The 16,491-nt window shown below is 59.5% G+C and carries 14 protein-coding genes; 6 read left to right on the plus strand and 8 right to left on the minus strand.

Annotation, left to right across the window (positions count from 1 at the left end; translation table 11 throughout):
• Positions 1 to 5 precede the first annotated feature (5 nt).
• Together argS and IG627_RS06425 are read left to right on the plus strand one after the other, a co-directional pair.
• Positions 6 to 1,742 carry an arginine--tRNA ligase gene (gene argS / locus IG627_RS06420; protein ID WP_193191246.1) on the plus strand — a complete coding sequence of 579 codons (1,737 nt, stop codon included), beginning with the start codon at positions 6 to 8 and terminating at the stop codon, positions 1,740 to 1,742.
• A 57-nt stretch (positions 1,743 to 1,799) separates the two neighbouring features.
• The gene (locus IG627_RS06425; RefSeq protein WP_193191248.1) at positions 1,800 to 2,681 is read left to right on the plus strand and encodes a dTDP-4-dehydrorhamnose reductase family protein; all 882 of its coding nucleotides are present in this window, start codon (positions 1,800 to 1,802) and stop codon (positions 2,679 to 2,681) included.
• Between the two features lie 27 nt (positions 2,682 to 2,708).
• Here IG627_RS06425 and IG627_RS06430 read toward each other — a convergent pair whose 3' ends face one another.
• The 4 genes from IG627_RS06430 to IG627_RS06445 form a co-directional block, all read right to left on the minus strand.
• Positions 2,709 to 3,029, minus strand: a complete 321-nt coding sequence (locus IG627_RS06430; protein WP_193191251.1) for a hypothetical protein — start codon at positions 3,027 to 3,029, stop codon at positions 2,709 to 2,711.
• Positions 3,030 to 3,242: 213 nt separating this feature from the next.
• A complete protein-coding gene (locus IG627_RS06435) occupies positions 3,243 to 4,961 on the minus strand; it encodes a diguanylate cyclase domain-containing protein (RefSeq protein ID WP_193191259.1) in 1,719 nt (572 codons plus the stop codon).
• A gap of 123 nt (positions 4,962 to 5,084) precedes the next feature.
• Positions 5,085 to 6,341, minus strand: a complete 1,257-nt coding sequence (locus tag IG627_RS06440; protein ID WP_193191262.1) for a hypothetical protein — start codon at positions 6,339 to 6,341, stop codon at positions 5,085 to 5,087.
• A complete protein-coding gene (locus IG627_RS06445; RefSeq protein ID WP_226864788.1) occupies positions 6,307 to 6,762 on the minus strand; it encodes a substrate-binding domain-containing protein in 456 nt (151 codons plus the stop codon). The genes IG627_RS06440 and IG627_RS06445 overlap by 35 nt, the downstream gene beginning before the upstream one ends.
• A gap of 482 nt (positions 6,763 to 7,244) precedes the next feature.
• Between IG627_RS06445 and gcvP the strand changes: the two genes are divergently transcribed.
• Positions 7,245 to 10,136 carry an aminomethyl-transferring glycine dehydrogenase gene (gene gcvP / locus IG627_RS06450; RefSeq protein WP_193191264.1) on the plus strand — a complete coding sequence of 964 codons (2,892 nt, stop codon included), beginning with the start codon at positions 7,245 to 7,247 and terminating at the stop codon, positions 10,134 to 10,136.
• 327 nt (positions 10,137 to 10,463) lie between these two features.
• Here the strand turns inward: gcvP and IG627_RS06455 are convergent, their stop codons facing one another.
• From IG627_RS06455 to purU, 4 genes are all read right to left on the minus strand, one after another.
• On the minus strand, positions 10,464 to 11,201 hold the full coding sequence (locus IG627_RS06455; RefSeq protein WP_193191266.1) for an MHYT domain-containing protein: 738 nt from the start codon (positions 11,199 to 11,201) through the stop codon (positions 10,464 to 10,466).
• Positions 11,202 to 11,270: 69 nt separating this feature from the next.
• Positions 11,271 to 12,050, minus strand: coding sequence for a 4-vinyl reductase (locus IG627_RS06460; RefSeq protein WP_193191268.1), 780 nt, complete (start codon positions 12,048 to 12,050; stop codon positions 11,271 to 11,273).
• 518 nt (positions 12,051 to 12,568) lie between these two features.
• The gene (locus IG627_RS06465) at positions 12,569 to 13,006 is read right to left on the minus strand and encodes a hypothetical protein (protein WP_193191270.1); all 438 of its coding nucleotides are present in this window, start codon (positions 13,004 to 13,006) and stop codon (positions 12,569 to 12,571) included.
• Between the two features lie 65 nt (positions 13,007 to 13,071).
• Positions 13,072 to 13,908: a formyltetrahydrofolate deformylase gene (purU, locus tag IG627_RS06470; protein WP_193191273.1), complete on the minus strand. Its 837-nt coding sequence runs from the start codon at positions 13,906 to 13,908 to the stop codon at positions 13,072 to 13,074.
• 91 nt (positions 13,909 to 13,999) lie between these two features.
• Between purU and pepQ the strand changes: the two genes are divergently transcribed.
• The 3 genes from pepQ to IG627_RS06485 all read left to right on the plus strand — a co-directional run bounded on the left by pepQ (position 14,000) and on the right by IG627_RS06485 (position 16,392).
• Entirely contained in the window at positions 14,000 to 15,310 is a 1,311-nt protein-coding gene (gene pepQ, locus IG627_RS06475) for a Xaa-Pro dipeptidase (RefSeq protein WP_193191275.1), read from the plus strand.
• Positions 15,311 to 15,629: 319 nt separating this feature from the next.
• Entirely contained in the window at positions 15,630 to 16,037 is a 408-nt protein-coding gene (locus IG627_RS06480; protein WP_193191277.1) for an ATP-binding protein, read from the plus strand.
• Between the two features lie 16 nt (positions 16,038 to 16,053).
• A complete protein-coding gene (locus IG627_RS06485; RefSeq protein WP_193191279.1) occupies positions 16,054 to 16,392 on the plus strand; it encodes an STAS domain-containing protein in 339 nt (112 codons plus the stop codon).
• Positions 16,393 to 16,491: the final 99 nt, after the last annotated feature.

The raw sequence follows: 16,491 nt of genomic DNA on the forward strand, positions 1-16,491 counted from the left end.
CCCCTATGAATATTCGCCAACTCCTCTCCGACAAATTCCAGGCCGCCATGATTGCCGCGGGCATCCCCGAAGACTGCGGCCCTGTCGTGGCGCCGGCGAAGAAGGCGGGCTTTGGCGACTACCAGGCCAACGGCGCCATGGCTGCAGCCAAGCGCATGGGCACCAACCCGCGCGAGCTGGCGGGCAGGATCCTGGAAAAGCTGGATCGGGGCGACATGATCGAAAAGGTGGAGATCGCCGGTCCCGGCTTCCTGAACATCCACCTGAGTGAGGGGTGGCTGGCAGGCCAGCTGGCCGCGGCCGAGAGTGACGGGCGCCTGAATATCGCCCCGGTGGCCGAGCCGCAGACGGTGGTGATCGACTACTCCCACCCCAACCTGGCCAAAGAGATGCATGTGGGCCACCTGCGCACCTCCATTATCGGTGACGCCCTGGCGCGGCTGCTGGAGTTCCAGGGCCACAAGGTAGTGCGCCAGAACCATATGGGCGACTGGGGCACCCAGTTCGGCATGCTGCTCGCGCACCTGTCCGACAAGCTGGAAAACAACGATGCAGAGGTGGCCCTGGCGGACCTGGAGGTCTTCTACCGCGAGGCCAAGGTGCGCTTCGACGACGAAGAGGGCTTTGCCGACCGCGCCCGTGAATACGTGGTGAAACTCCAGGGTGGAGACCAGCAGTGCCTGAAGCTGTGGAAGCAGTTTATCGATATCTCCATCAGCCACTGTGAGGAAATCTATTCCAAGCTGAATGTCACCCTCAAGCAGGGGGATGTCTACGCCGAGAGCCAGTACAACGACGACCTGCCGGTACTGGTGAGGGAACTGCTGGACCGTGGTATCGCCGTCGAGGACCAGGGCGCGATCGTGGTCTTCCTGGAAGAGATGGCGGACAAGGAGGGCAACCCCAGCCCGATGATCATCCAGAAGAAGGGCGGCGGCTACCTCTACGCCACCACCGACCTGGCCGCCATCCGCTACCGCGCCAATACGCTCAATGCCGACCGCATTCTCTACGTAGTAGACGCGCGCCAGTCCCTGCACCTGCAGCAGGCCTTCACCGCCTCGCGCAAGGCCGGCTTCCTGCCGGAGACTGTGTCTCTGGAACACTGCGCCTTCGGCACCATGATGGGCGACGATGGCAAGCCGTTCAAAACCCGCACCGGCGGTACCGTAAAGCTGGCCTCACTGCTGGACGAGGCGGTGGAGCGCGCCGAGAAGCTGGTGGCGGCCAAGAACCCGGAACTGGACGCGGCCGCCTGCGCAGAGATAGCACGCAAGGTGGGTATAGGTGCGGTCAAATACGCCGACCTGAGCAAGACCCGCACCAACGACTACGCCTTCAGCTGGGACGCCATGCTGAGCTTCGAGGGCAATACCGCCCCCTACCTGCAGTACGCCTACACCCGCGTGCGCAGTATCTTCCGCCGCGCCGGCGTAGAGCCGGGCCAACTCAAGGGCGAGATACAGCTGGGCACCGCCGAGGAGCGCGCCCTGGCAATCAAGCTGTGCCAGTTCGGAGAAATACTGGACCAGGTGGCCAGGGACACCTTCCCGCATATGCTGTGCAGCTACCTCTACGACCTGGCCAGCGCCTATATGGCCTTCTACGAGGCCTGCCCGGTGCTCAAGGAAGGCGTCGGCGAAGCGCAGAAGCAGAGTCGCCTGCAGCTGTGCGACCTGGTCGCGCGCACCATCGCCACCGGGCTGGATCTGCTCGGTATCGAAGTGATGGAAAAAATGTGATTTGGGGACCCTCGTAGGGTGCGCCGTGCGCACTCTACAGGGTTGGAGCGAAATTCCGTGAAAATATTGATCACCGGCGCCTCCGGCCTGCTCGGGCGCAGCGTCTTCAAACTGCTGGACTCGAATCCCGAGCTCTCGGTGACCGGCACCGCCCACTCCCGCGCCGGTGACAGGCTGCTGCGACTGGACCTCAACGATTCAGCTGCAGTGCGGGAAACCCTGCAAAAAGTTCAGCCGCATGTCGTCATTCACTGCGCCGCCGAGCGCTGGCCGGATCGCTGTGCCGAAGACCCGGATGCGGCCTGGAAACTGAATGTGCGAAGTACAGAAGAACTGGCGCAGCTGTGCAGCGGGGCCGGCGCACAGCTGGTGTATATCTCCACCGACTATGTTTTCGATGGCGCAGAGCCGCCCTACTCCAGCGACGACCGACCCAACCCGATCAATTTCTACGGTCGCAGCAAGCTGGCGGGGGAAGAGGCGGTACTGGAAAACGGCGATCACTGGGTACTGCGCCTGCCGCTGCTGTTCGGCCCGGTAACCCAGCTGCGCGAGTCCGGCGTCACCGCATTGCTGGAAACTCTACGCAATCCGGAACCGGTTGCATTGGACGACTGGGCAGTGCGCTTCCCTACGAGTGTCGAGGATGTCGCCGAAGTTCTGGCCCAGTGTCTGCAGAAGATACGCGCGGGAAGCCGGTTTGCCGGCATCTACCAGTGGAGCGGCGATACCGCCTGCACCCGCTACCAGCTCGCGAAAATGGTCGCGGACAGCTGCGGCCTGTCGGCAGATCACCTGAGCGGTGACCCGGCACCGCAATTTGCCGAACCGAGACCACGCAATTGCCAGCTGGACAAGTCGCGCCTCACCGATATGGGCATAGTGGCCGGGGAATCGCTGGAGAAACAGCTGGCGCGCTACCTGGCACCTTTTCTTTGAGAGGAAATCAACGGGCGGAAATCGCCTTCAGGCGATTTCCGCAGGAGGGGATGAAGAGGGGGAAACCCGGTTGGCCAGTTGTGTCAATAGGGGCACGTTTTCCGCCAGCCAGTCCGATTCCCGCCCGGATTCGGCAGCCAGTACCCGGTCCAGCAACCGCGATGCGGTGTCCAGCTGGCAGCCCTGCATAACCCACAGTTCCGAATACCAGGCCAGGGGCCCGCTTTCCTCCTGCGGTACATCGACCACAGACTTTTGCATCAAAACAGAAATACCAGCTCTTTCCAGCAGCGTGTACAGGTGACTTACTAGCAATTGGTCGCTGGCGATGAAGATCCTTTGCGCCATGATGAGATTTTCCGCAGTCCTTGCCGGCTGGCAGCCTCAGCAGTTTCGTTATCTTTATCGGAGCCCGAAGGATAGAAATATTGCATCGGGTATCCTTAAAAGTAGACCAGCGGCAGACACTGCGCGGCAATCATCAAAAATATAGGGTGAGAATCCGCGTCAGGCGCAGGAAATAGTGGCCCGGGCCCAATCCCTCTGGATTCCCGCCATAAGTCAGTAGGGGGAATCGCTACCGGCAATCAATTCCACGTCTTCCCGCTCCAGACTCTCCTCTCCAAGGGTTTCCATGCCCGGCAGATCCGCGGAGTAGAGCTGGTAGTTGTTCTTGCCACGGAACTTGGCGTGGTACATGGCGATGTCCGCCTTCTGCAGTATGGCCTCGAGGGTATTGCCGTGCTCCGGAATGGCCACCACCCCGATACTCAGGGTGACTCGCACCATATCGTCGCCGATTCGCACCGGCTCGGCGACGATACTCAACATCTTCTCCGCCAGGGTGCGATAGGTACCGTCGCTGGACAGGGAGCGCACGAACACGCAGAACTCGTCCCCGCCCAGGCGCGCGACCATGTCGCCGAAGCGCATCACGCTCACCAGCCGCTGGGCGACCACCCGCAGCAGGTCGTCGCCTCCCTGGTGCCCGAGCGAATCATTCACCTGCTTGAAGTTGTCCAGGTCGACAAAGAACAGATAGCCGGTGCCATCGCCGAAATCGCCACCGTGCAGGTATTTCTTCAATTCCTCGACGATATTGTGCCGGTTGGCGAGGCCCGTCAGGGTATCGTACATGGCGATGCGCTCCAGCTCCGCCGTATTCTGCGAGACGATCTCCTTCATTACTTCCAGCTGGTCGCACACCGCCAGTCCGGTGGAATCCAGCACATCGATTTCATCGTAGTGGGCATTGCGCTTGGAAACAGGCCGGATCAGGCCGCGCGCGGCATCGAATTTCCCTTCACTCAACAGTGGCAGCGCCTCTGCCAGGCGGCGCAGGCGCAGGATCGGTCGCCACAGCATGCTGGTAATGGCACTGATAAAAATAAAGGCACCGAGCACAGAAAACAGCAGCAGCAACTTGAGCGAGCTGTCTATCTGCGCTATCTGGTCGGAGACATTGTCGACAATCACGAAGTGGGCACCATTCTCTTCGGTACTGTTAACCGGAATGGTTTTCACATCGAAATGCTTGCTTTCAAACAGGTGGCTCTTGGTGTAGCGCAGCCCTGGCATCTGCGACTGCTCGGCGGCGATCTGACGCAGCAGTGGCATCAGCATTTCCTTGGAAGTGAGCGCCAGCACTTCGCGTTTCCAGCTGTCCAGGTAGTCGTTGGTGTGGAATGCCGGTGTGCTGTGGGCAGCCGACAGTATGCCGATATCCGAGCCGGTGATCTCGCGAAAGGTGACCAGTTTATCCGCCAGGGATCTGTCCACCTGCAGTACATAGTCGGTACTGTCCCCGGCGATCACCGGCACTGCCAGGCTCTGCACGCAGATTCGGCTGCAGTGCACGCTTTCCAGCGGCTGCCCACTGATGATGACTTCACGTATCTGCTCCGGCGTCAGGCGCCGGGTGGACTCCCCCCAGTGGATCGGCGGCTGCCGGTCATTGGTGTACAGCTTGAGCGATTCCAGCCCCCAGCTGATCTGCACATATTCCCATTGGCGATCGAAGAGTCCGCGCAATATCTCCGGGCTGGCGGAAGTGCCGCCGCGCCAGAGCACAATCAGGTCGGAGAGCTGGACCAGCTCCTCCCGCGATTGGTTGAGCAGTCCGGAAATCTGATATTGATAGGTGAGATAGCGGTTCTCGCGGCTTTTCTCCAGCAGGGATTGCATGCTGCCGTTGCCAAGTAAAATAAAAAACAGGCACATCGCCACTATCAATAGCAGCGAAAAGACACTGGCCTTTACCCGCAAACTGTGTAACCGCATTTCCGTTGCAACTCCCAGGTTACTGCTCTTTCCGCAGCCTGTCGCCAGAGGGCGAAAGTACTCCGGTTACTCCGTGACGAATCGGCGCTCTATCGCCGTTTCAGGAAAATTTTTATCGCCATCCTAGAAACGATAACTCACCATCGCCGCCAGCAGCTGCCAATCGTTTTCCAGTTCGGCGACATCCATATTATCGGCCGGTGACAGCCAGGTTATGCCCTCCACCCGATGGTATTCGACAGCCGCCATCCAGTGATTGTCGTAGTCGTAGCGCAGCCCCAGCGACAGGTCACGGGTGCGCAAATCACCGGTATCCCTGTCCGGTCGATACTGATCGAAACGCAGCAGTGCACGCCACTTGGGCCGGAACAGCCAGGCGCTCTGCAGGTACCAGGATTCCGAGGTACCCAGTACCGCCGGCACTCTCTCCGCGCGACTCCAGGTCTCCAGCTGCTGGTACTCGGCGGTGAATATCCACTGCTCCAACAGGTATTCGCCAGAGAGCAGGTTGATCGCCTCGCGCACCTCGCCCCGCTGCAGATGAATGGGCGCGCTGGTGGAAAAGTCCAGTGCCGTCTTGCCGAACGTATAGGCCAGTTTCCAACTGCCCACATCGCTGCCGACACTCATCCGCGCCAGGCCGATATAGCGGCTGTCCAGATCCGCGTCATAACCCGGCAACCGCACCCGCGCAACCGTTTCACCGATGGCATCCGAGCGGCCGTAAATGCTGTCGAACCTGAATTCAAGTCCGGCCGGGAAACCGTAGTAGTAGGCACCGATAGAGTCCGCCGAGTGCCAGACATCGCGCAGCGGATCCGAATAGATGGATTGGGGCAGCAGTACCGACGGTCGCGTCGCCGCCACATCGCGGGTTTCGTTGTAAAACCCGTAGGGGTTCTTGATACGCCCCAGCCGCAATCCCATCCTGCGCTCACTGTCATCGGCAAAGCGGTAATCGACGAAGCCATAGTCCAGGCTGATTTCCTCCGGCGAGTTCTCCCCGGCACGGCGGTAATTCAACTGCGCGGACACCCTCAGGTTGCTCACCGGATTCAGGGTGCCATTGATGCCCAGTTCGGTGAACTCGAAACTGCCTTTTTCGCTATCCCCGAAGAAGCGGTTGTGGTCCGTTTTGATGTAGCCCTGGGACAGGAAACCGTGGTACTGCGCCGAAGAAAGCCAGCTCTGTGCCCCGTCCTCCCTCTCCTCCGCTTCCTCCGCCAGTGGCGCAGCGGCAATGAAGAGTGCCAACAGCCCCACAGAGCCGGCGGGGGCACTGAAGCGCAGGCAGTTACCGACAGCTGCACCCAGGTGCAACAGCCGTACTTTCGCATCGCGCACGTTACTGATTAATGGCAACCGTATACAGCCGCTCATCTCGCGGGTCCTCGCTCAGGTAGCCGATGGCACCGGGGTTGTTCAGAAGCCTGCGGGTCATCTCCTCTTCGGAGGAGACAACCTCGGGGGCCTCGCCCATCCCGGAATAAATTGCCCTGTCCCAGCTGCGGCGCAGCTGATGTGGATACATGCGCAGAATTTCGCGCACGAATTGTCGGTGGGTTGCGTCGTTATCCGGCAGAACAAAGACACGGACTTTGCTGCCGTCTTCCCAATTCTGTAGTCGCATAGAGAAAATGGCGCGCAATGCCTTCTGGTCCAGGGCGTCGACCGAGTCCCGGTTGACGACCACGAACACATAGCGCTCCTCCTCCGCCCGGCCCGGGCCGGCGAGAAAAAGCAACAGCGCTAGTAGCAGGTGGCAGGCCAGGCGCAGCACGCGGCGATCCCTCTCTGGCAAATTCCTTTATTCTTCGGTTTTCAGTTCCGTATTCCTGTACCCGGCGCCCCATGGCCGCCTTTCCGATCGCGGATGCCTATCGGCCGGGCACCAACGAGGGGCCTGCGACGAAGCCACCTCTCCCGAAGCTTCCAGGGAGTATGGATGAAAGTCCGGCCAGGCTCCGGGCGACGCGAGTGGCTATTAGAATAAAATTGCGCCACCACTACAATAACAGGATTTAGTTCACATTTATTGACACAAAATAGCACTTTTCTCGCTAAATATCGGCAGATTGCCGGCATCGCCTGCGATTGCTAAGATGCGCGCCGGCCGAGAGCCCGCATTCCGCCGGCCTGGCGGCCGCCAGCCCGTCTTTCCCACGAGCATTTCGACGCGAATCCGCCCTGCGGAGGCCGCGGCCATTTGCCGGAAAACGGAACAGTTTCCAGGTGCTATTTTTGCACCAGCGACGATTCCCTGCGATTACAGGAACGAAGTTTATGACCCAGCCATCCCTTCAGCTGTTGGAACAACACGACGCCTTTATCCATCGTCATATCGGCCCCGACGAGTCACAGGTGGAGGCGATGCTGAAAACCCTCGGCGTTTCCAGCCTCGAAGAGCTGATCGAGAAGACGGTGCCGGAGTCGATTCGCAAGACCGACGAACTGGACCTGGCGGATGCGGTCAATGAGGTGGAGGCCCTGGCGGAGCTGAAAAAGCTGGCGAGCCGCAACAAGATCTACCGCACCTTTATCGGTATGGGCTATCACGACACCATCACTCCCAATGTCATTCTGCGCAACGTGCTGGAGAACCCGGGCTGGTACACCGCCTATACCCCCTACCAGCCGGAAATCGCCCAGGGCCGCCTGGAGGGCCTGCTGAACTTCCAGCAGATGATCATGGACCTGACCGGCATGGAACTGGCCAACGCCTCCATGCTCGACGAGGGCACCGCCGCCGCCGAGGCCATGGCCATGTGCAAGCGCCAGGTGAAGCGCAATAAGTCCAATATCTTCTTCGTCGATAAGGATTGCCACCCGCAGACCATCGCCGTGGTCGAAACCCGCGCCGAGCACTTCGGCTTCGAGATAGTCGTCGGCGATCCGGAGAAAGACATCCCGGCCGAGCTGTTCGGCGCCCTGCTGCAGTACCCGGGCTCCACCGGCCGCGTGCGCGACCTGAGCGACATCATCGCCAAGGTGCACGAGGCCAACGGCCTGGTAACGGTCGCCGCCGACCTGATGAGCCTGGTGGCGCTGAAGGCACCGGGCGAAATGGGCGCGGATGTGGTAGTGGGCTGCAACCAGCGCTTCGGTATCCCCATGGGCTACGGCGGCCCCCACGCCGGTTTCTTCGCCTTCCGCGAGGCCTACAAGCGCTCCGCACCGGGCCGCATTATCGGTGTCTCGGTGGACAGCAAGGGCAAGCGCGCGCTGCGCATGGCCATGCAGACCCGCGAGCAGCATATCCGCCGCGAAAAAGCCAACTCCAATATCTGTACCTCCCAGGTACTGCTGGCGGTGATGAGCGCCTTCTACGCCATCTACCACGGCCCCCGGGGCCTGAAGACCATCGCCGCGCGCATACAGCGCCTGGCCGATATTCTCGCCACCGGCCTGAAGAAAGAGGGCTTCGACCTGGCCCACGACAACTGGTTCGACACCCTGACCGTGGTGACCGGCAGCAAACAGGGCGAAATCTACCAGCGCGCCCTGGACGCCGAGATCAACCTGCGCAGGGTCGGCGAAGACGCCCTGGCTATCAGCCTGAACGAGACCAGCGCCCTGCAGGACGTATCCGACCTCATCAGTGCCTTCACCGGCACAGAGCACAGCCTGGACCTGCGTGCGCTGGACAGCGAGATTGCCGCCAAGGGTCCCCAGGGCGTGCCCGCGTCTCTGGTGCGCGCGAGCGAATTCCTGACCCACCCGGTCTTCAACAGCTACCACTCGGAAACCGAGATGCTGCGCTACCTCAAGTCCCTGGAAGCCAAGGACATAGCGCTCAATCACTCCATGATCCCGCTGGGCTCCTGCACCATGAAGCTGAACGCCACCGCGGAGATGATCCCGGTGACCTGGCCGGAGTTCGGCAAGCTACACCCCTTCGCCCCCGCCGACCAGGCCCAGGGCTACGCCGAGATGTTCGCACAGCTGCAGCAGATGCTGGCCGCCTGCACCGGCTACGACGCCGTCAGCCTGCAGCCCAACGCCGGCTCCCAGGGAGAGTACGCCGGCCTGGTGGCAATCAAGAAATACTTCGAGGCCAAGGGCGAGAGCCAGCGCGATATCTGCCTGATCCCCGCCTCCGCCCACGGCACCAACCCGGCCTCGGCGATGATGGTGAGCATGAAAGTGGTGGTCGTCGCCTGCGACAGCAAAGGCAACGTCGACATTGAAGACCTCAAGGCCAAGATCGAAGAGCACGGCGACCGCATCGCCGCACTGATGGTCACCTACCCTTCCACCCACGGGGTCTTCGAGCAGGGCATCCGCGAGGTCTGCGACCTGGTGCATCGGGCCGGCGGCCAGGTGTACATCGACGGCGCCAACATGAACGCCCTGATTGGTGTAGCCGCGCCCGGCCAGTTCGGCGGCGACGTCTCGCACCTGAACCTGCACAAGACCTTCTGCATTCCCCACGGCGGCGGCGGCCCGGGCATGGGACCCATCGCTGTCGGCGAGCACCTGAAGCCCTACCTGGCCGGCCACCCGGTGACCCAGGTGCCGGAAACTGACACCGCCAACGGCACCATCTCCGCGGCCCCCTGGGGCTCCGCCAGCATTCTGCCGATCAGCTGGATGTATATCCGCATGATGGGCAGGCAGGGCATGAAGAGAGCCACCGAGATGGCAATCCTGAACGCCAACTATGTGGCCAGGTGCCTGAGCGAGGACTACTCGCTGTTGTATACGGGAACAAATGGTTTCGTCGCCCACGAGTGCCTGGTGGATCTGCGTCCGCTGAAAGAGACCAGCGGCATCACCGAGGAGGATATCGCCAAGCGCCTGATGGACTTCGGCTTCCACGCCCCCACCATGTCCTTCCCGGTGGCCGGCACCCTGATGATCGAACCCACCGAGAGTGAATCCAAAGAGGAACTGGACCGCTTTATCGAGGCCATGGCGATTATCCGCAAGGAAGTGGAAGACGTGGCCAGCGGCAAGTACAGCGCCGAGGACAATCCACTGCACAATGCGCCGCACACCCTGGAAGACGTGATGGCGGACCAGTGGTCCCACAGCTACTCCCGCGACGTGGCCGGGCGGCCGGCGGCGTGGCTGAAGGAACACAAGGTTTGGCCGGCGTCCAACCGCATCGACAATGTCTACGGCGACCGCAACCTGATCTGCTCCTGCCCCCCGGTAGAAAGCTACGCGGAGTGATGACAAATTTGTCTGGAACAAATTTGGACAGCCGAAGGCTGCCCGCGTAGCGGGTGAGGCGCAGGGACGCGCCTCATGAATGCGGAATGCGGAATGCGGAATGCGGAATGCGGAATGCGGAGTAAAACGTAGCCAGCTATTAGCGTAACCACCAAACGCAAAAGGCCGGGAAATTTCCCGGCCTTTTGCTATTCAATAACACCGATCAACCAACCTACCTACGACCAGCCCTTTGCACCCGCAATCAAACTCTGTTCGCGGCCCTGAAGTAATGGGTCGAAATGAGTCTTGATCGCGTAATCCGCATTCAGCATTCCGCATTAAAATTCATATTGCCAGCTGCGCGCGGCGGCGGCGGCGCGCCTGGGTAATGGTCAGTGCGAACATCAGCAGCCCGACACTGATCACGAAGATCGACAGGCCCAGATATTCGCCGCTCATGGACCCGGCAAAGGTCGCTTCATTGGGGATCTCCACATGGCGGTACTTGGCCGCCGCCATACCGGTGTAGTGCATACCACAGACCGCCACCCCCATAATCAAGGCACTGCCAAACCGCTGCAGGGGGCCGCGCATATGGAAGGCCATCCACAGGGCCACGCAGGAAGCGATCACGGCGATAATCACCGAAATCATCAGGATATTCAGGTCGTAGTAGACTTCCGCCGGCATCAGCATGGCCGCCATACCGGCGTAGTGCATACCCGCAACACCGCAGCCCATGAAAATACCCGCCGGCAGCAGTTTGTCGAAGCTGAATACGCCGGTGCCGGCAATCGCCAGGCCCACGGAACAGGACGCTATACCGATCAGGGCCGACACCAGGGTGATAAATGTATCGTAGGCGACCGGCATATCCATTTCGAAGGCCAGCATGGCGATAAAGTGCATCGCCCAGATGGCACCGCCTCCCATGGCCGTGCCCGCCGCCAGAATCGCATTGCGCCGCTCCCTGCCCGGACTCGCCTGCGGAATCGCTATCGCCAGCTGCAGTGCGGTAAATGAACCCAATACGGATACCAGGTAGGAAAGAGTCACCAGGACCAGATTGTATTGACCCAGCATAATGTATTCCCCTTTATCGGCTTTCCCGCCGTCGTTATCGCTTTAAAAATACTCTTCGAGCGCGCGTGATCAATTCACAATCTCGAAAACGCAGTCCTCTGCACCGTCACTGCGACAGTAAATTTCGCGTACGGTGACCTGTCCACCCACGCCAGACTCGTCGAGCAGCCCGCGCAGGAAACCGCAGAAGAACTCCCCGTTGCGGCAGTGGCTGCCGGGCATACACAGAGGGTTATTCTTCACTCTCAATGAATTTTCTTTCAGGTCGGTGGAGAGCAGATTGCGCATCGCGGGCAGGGCAATATGTTTGAGAGCGCCTGAAAGATCCAGCTTGCCGCCCAGGGCATAGTCCCTCTTGTAGACCCAGGCCCCGACCCTGCGCCCGGCGAATTCCATACTCGGGGACTTCTGACCTTCCGGCAGCTTGCCCTGCATACTCAGCAGGCGGGGGAAGATACGCGGATAGTCTTGAGCCAGCCCCGGCAGCTCGGCCTCTATCTGGCCTACCGCGGGCCCGGCACCGCGACCGCCCTGCAGGCTTCGCCCCACCCCCTGGGGGGGACGCTTGGGCATCACGGGTTTCGCAGCCGGAGCTACCGGCGCCGCCGGCCCGTCGGTCACCTGGTGTTCAGATTCAAAACTGAGCACCAGCGGATGGGAACCCAACCTCTCTTCCAGCTCGAGCAGGCGGTCCTCGCGGCCGCTGACTCGCAGCCACAACTGAACCCCCGATTCAATTGTCGACATCCTCTGGCGCACCAGCGAAAAACCGCTGTGAATAATTAAATTCCCCAACTCGCGCAGCAGCCCCTCGCGACGGTCGGAAAGCACTGTAAATTCGACTTCCATTGCGTACCTTTTGCTAGAACTTGTACTTATTTCCAGTGAAATACCCAATTGCGACATCGACCGCCGAAGCAATCAACGCAGACTGAATTGAATCAGGCAGTTTTGTTCCGAAATATTTCGCTCGAGCTGGCTGTACATTGAACAATCATTTTTTGTTTTTTTAATCAAACTTATACATAGCACTAATTTGTAGCTGCACAAGAAATTGGCGTCAATTATTTCCTTGTATTTATTTGTCGTGACTGTCGTCACATACCGAGAATCAGTTTAAATGTCAGTTAAGGGCAGATAGCCAGTGGATCGCTGGCAGGTGAGACAGGTCATCAAATGCAAAACGGCGCCCCCCGCGCCGCACAGAAAAGTGCCTGATTCATAGATTCTTTCTGAATCAGGGTGGCAGGCCTGAAGATTCCCATAAGAAGGTTTATGGCAGAAAGGTTACGAATTGATCGGCGGGATCAATGATGGGGGAGCAGGATGCTCCCACGAAATGAACAGACAGCCGGTTTGCAATACCGCTATTGCGCCCCCTCCCGGCATTCACCCCGAACCTCACCGGAAAAAGCGGAGACACTGCGCTCCAGCTCGAAATATCCCCGCCGGCAGAACCCGGACTCCATCAGCTTCTGCTCCATGGCCCTGTCAAACTGCAGGTTATCGCGGCGCCCCTGCAGTGAGGAGCGATTGGTGGCCACGACGACATCCCGGCCAATGCGTCGATTACCGGATCCGTCAGCGGTATAGGGGCGGGGAATATCCCGGCGCTGCATTTCCAGCGAATAGGTAAATCGCTTGGCACCGTTGGCGGAAACCTCGGTGTGAAAGGACTCCTTCAAACCCGGTATCGGCAGCGGCCTTTCACTGGCACAGGCGACTGCAAGCATCGACAGGGTCATTGCCAGCCCGCGGCGCCACTGCAACGCGATAGCAGCAGCGAGATTGCTTCCGACTCTCAAAACAGTGCTCCTATTTTTCGGTTCTCGATTCTTGATTTTCTGTAAGTTCTTACCTGCCTATTCGGCTATTTGAACACAACCGTTTTATTGCCATGGATAAACACCCGTTCCTGCAGCAGCAGCTGCAATGCGCGGGTCAGTACCAGCTTCTCCACATCGCGCCCCGCCTCCGCCATGGCCGCAGCGGAATAGGCGTGGTCCACGTGGATAGTATCCTGTTCGATGATCGGCCCCTCGTCCAGATCGTCGGTAACGAAGTGCGCGGTGGCGCCGATGATTTTCACCCCGCGCTCATAGGCCTGCTGATAGGGCTTGGCACCGATAAAGGCCGGCAGGAAGGAGTGGTGAATATTGACGATGCGCCCGCGGTAGCGGGCCACGAATTCCGGGGTCAGTACCCGCATATACTTGGCCAGCACCAGGTAATCCGGCTGGTAGCCGTCCACCAGGGCCATCACCTGCTCCTCGTGCCGGGCCCTTTCCAGATCCCCCGCGGGCAGGCAGTGGAAGGGGATATCGAACTTCTCCACCAGGGCGCCCAGATCCGGGTGATTGCCGATCACCGCGGCTATCTCCACATCCAGTGCACCCGAATAGCACTTCATCAGGATATCGCCGAGGCAGTGGGGTTCGCGGGTCACCATCAGTACCAGGCGCTTGCGCCCGCTGGCCACCAGACACCGCTCGGCGCCGGCCGGCAGGGCCATATCCAGGTCCTCCAGCAGGGTGTCGTCATTGAAGTTACCCTCCAACGCGGTGCGCATAAAGAAGCGCCCCCGCTCGCGGTCGACGAACTCGTCGTTCTTGGTGATGTTGAGCTGGTGCTTGTAGCAGATGTTGGTGATTTTGGCGATCAGGCCCTTGGCATCGGGGCAGTCGGTCAGCAGTATCTTCTTTTCCATGGTCGAAATACAGGCCAAATATCCAGAATCAAGACTATACACTATGCCGAATAGTCAATTCACATCTCCTTTCATCCTTCCCGGGGAAACCATGGACAAAAAGCTCTACGCCGAACATATCGCCACCCTGCGCAGCCGCTACGACGAGATACTGGATCAGTGCGGTTACGACACCCTGAATGTATTCAGCGGCTCCCCCAAAGTGCAGTTCCTGGACGACAACTACTACCCCTTCAAGGTCAATCCCCAGTTCAAGGCCCTGGTGCCGGTCACCGACAACCCCCACAGCTGGGTGATCTACCGCCGCGGGCAGAAGCCCAAGCTGCTCTTCTACCGCCCGGTGGACTTCTGGCACTATGTGCCGGCGGCGCCGCAGACCTTCTGGAGCGAACACTACGATATCGAGCTGCTGGCCAAACCGGCGGACGCCAAGCAGTTCCTCAGCGCCGACGGTGCGGCCTTTCTCGGCGAGGACGCGAATCTGGACGGCTGGCCCATCGGTACCCCCAACCCGGAAGAACTGCTGGCCCGGCTGCACTGGAACCGCGCCTACAAGACCCCCTATGAATTCGCCTGCCTGCGCGAAGCCAACCGCATCGCTGTCCGGGGCCACAGGGCCGCCGAGGAGGCCTTCCGCAGCGGTGCCAGCGAGTTCGAGATCAACCTCGCCTACCTCAAGGCCGCCGGCCAGGGCGAGAACCGCATGCCCTACGGCAATATCATCGGCCTCAACGAGCACGCGGCGATACTGCACTACACCCACCTGTCCGGGCAGCGCCTGCCGGAGGCGGAGCTGAAAACCTTCCTGATCGACGCCGGCGCCGACTGCAATGGTTACTGTGCCGATATCACCCGCACCTACGCTTTCCGCAGCGGCGAGTTTGCCGACCTGGTGGCGGCGATGGATGAGAAGGAACAGGAACTGGTAGCCGGCCTGAAGCCCGGCCTGCCCTACCCGGACCTGCACCGGCAATGCCACCTGAAGGTCGGCGAGCTGCTGAACCGCTTCGGCGTGATCAAGGCCTCCGCCGAGAGCGCGGTGGAATCCGGCCTCACCCGCCCCTTTATGCCCCACGGCCTGGGCCACTTCCTCGGCCTGCAGGTGCACGACGTCGGCGGCCACCAGACTGGCCCACAGGGCGGCACCACCCCGCCGCCGCCGGAATACCCCTTCCTGCGCACCAGCCGCACCATCGAGGAAGATCAGGTATTTACCATTGAGCCGGGGCTCTACTTTATCGACAGCCTGCTGGCCGATTTGAAAGAATCCGAACTGGCCGGGGAAGTACACTGGGGCAAGGTGGACGCCTTCCGCCCCTTTGGCGGCGTGCGTATCGAGGACAATGTCATAGTGCATGCGGATCGCGTCGAGAATATGACGCGGGACTGCAGCGCAGAGTAATCATCGACTTCCGAAGCCGGAATTATCATTTATCACCCAGGGATCGGGTGATAAATGAAATCCATTTTTGCACTTGTCAAAAGCCTGGTTTTCAGGGGATTCCGCCCGCAAGTAAACTGTTGCTGCTGCCAGCCTGCTATTCGACAAAATTTCACGAAACAGATTTCACTCCCCGATAAAAAAACGCGACATATTCTTCCAATCTCTCTCATCTGAAAAAACTGCCACGCACTGCAATTTTCTCTTTGACAAAGAAACAGGCTCAACCTACATTCAATCGGCTTCAAACAATAAATATATCAGCCAATCATATGGCCAAATGGAAGTTGAACTAAAGTTCCAAAGCGAAACCAGGCATATTGAGTTTGTAACGGAGGTTTCCGACAGCCTCAGCAAGCTTGTGGGATTCAATGAAACAGACCGCCATCGGATAGCCCTTGCGGTGAGCGAGTCTGTCGCCAATGCCGTCCGGCATGGCAATCAATTCGATACCCACAAGGAAGTGCAAGTGACCTTTACTGCTACCAGCGATGCCCTGCAGATATCGGTCAGTGATCAGGGCGACGGCTTCGACCACAGCAGCCTCCCCGACCCAAGAGCCCCTGAAAACCTACACAAACCCGGTGGACGGGGAGTCTTCATTATTTTGAATGTTATGGACAGTGTGGGCTTTAACAGGATGGATGGAAGCATGGAAGTATGGATGGAAAAGCGGTTAAATCTGTAAAACCAAGGAGACAGAGATGAAAATTGAACAGCGTCAAGTGGATGGAGTATCGATTCTTTCAATTTCCGGGAAAATCACCATCGGAGAAGGTGACATCAAGGTCAGGGAAAAGGTCGCTGATCTGCTGGAAAATGGCAGCAACAAGCTCCTGATGGATATTGAGGGTGTCAATTACATAGACAGCAGCGGACTCACTGAACTGGTGAACTGTCATTCAAAAACCAGTGATCGAGGCGGCCAATTGAAACTACTCAACCCAACACCTAAAGTAGCGGAACTCCTGTTCGTTACCAGACTGAACAGTGTATTTGAAACTTTTCATGACGAAGGTGACGCTGTCGCCAGCTTTGCGTAAGAGGGTGGAATGAAATCGGGGGCATGGCCGCAACACTGGAATGTCGCCCCCCTCTCCCACTGTAGGAGCGGCCGGACCGCTCCCGGCCGGACCGCTCCT

Origin of the sequence: Microbulbifer taiwanensis (assembly GCF_014904815.1) — a bacterium.
Lineage (GTDB): Bacteria > Pseudomonadota > Gammaproteobacteria > Pseudomonadales > Cellvibrionaceae > Microbulbifer > Microbulbifer taiwanensis.

What these genes read in the sequence shown, in the direction of transcription:
- IG627_RS06440 (WP_193191262.1), bottom strand. Translation starts at nt 6,341, where the DNA reads ATGAGCGGCTGTATACGGTTGCCATTAATCAGTAACGTGCGCGATGCG.
- IG627_RS06480 (WP_193191277.1), top strand. Translation starts at nt 15,630, where the DNA reads ATGGAAGTTGAACTAAAGTTCCAAAGCGAAACCAGGCATATTGAGTTT.
- IG627_RS06430 (WP_193191251.1), bottom strand. Translation starts at nt 3,029, where the DNA reads ATGGCGCAAAGGATCTTCATCGCCAGCGACCAATTGCTAGTAAGTCAC.
- IG627_RS06435 (WP_193191259.1), bottom strand. Translation starts at nt 4,961, where the DNA reads ATGCGGTTACACAGTTTGCGGGTAAAGGCCAGTGTCTTTTCGCTGCTA.
- gcvP (WP_193191264.1), top strand. Translation starts at nt 7,245, where the DNA reads ATGACCCAGCCATCCCTTCAGCTGTTGGAACAACACGACGCCTTTATC.
- IG627_RS06460 (WP_193191268.1), bottom strand. Translation starts at nt 12,050, where the DNA reads ATGGAAGTCGAATTTACAGTGCTTTCCGACCGTCGCGAGGGGCTGCTG.
- pepQ (WP_193191275.1), top strand. Translation starts at nt 14,000, where the DNA reads ATGGACAAAAAGCTCTACGCCGAACATATCGCCACCCTGCGCAGCCGC.
- IG627_RS06455 (WP_193191266.1), bottom strand. Translation starts at nt 11,201, where the DNA reads ATGCTGGGTCAATACAATCTGGTCCTGGTGACTCTTTCCTACCTGGTA.
- IG627_RS06485 (WP_193191279.1), top strand. Translation starts at nt 16,054, where the DNA reads ATGAAAATTGAACAGCGTCAAGTGGATGGAGTATCGATTCTTTCAATT.
- argS (WP_193191246.1), top strand. Translation starts at nt 6, where the DNA reads ATGAATATTCGCCAACTCCTCTCCGACAAATTCCAGGCCGCCATGATT.
- purU (WP_193191273.1), bottom strand. Translation starts at nt 13,908, where the DNA reads ATGGAAAAGAAGATACTGCTGACCGACTGCCCCGATGCCAAGGGCCTG.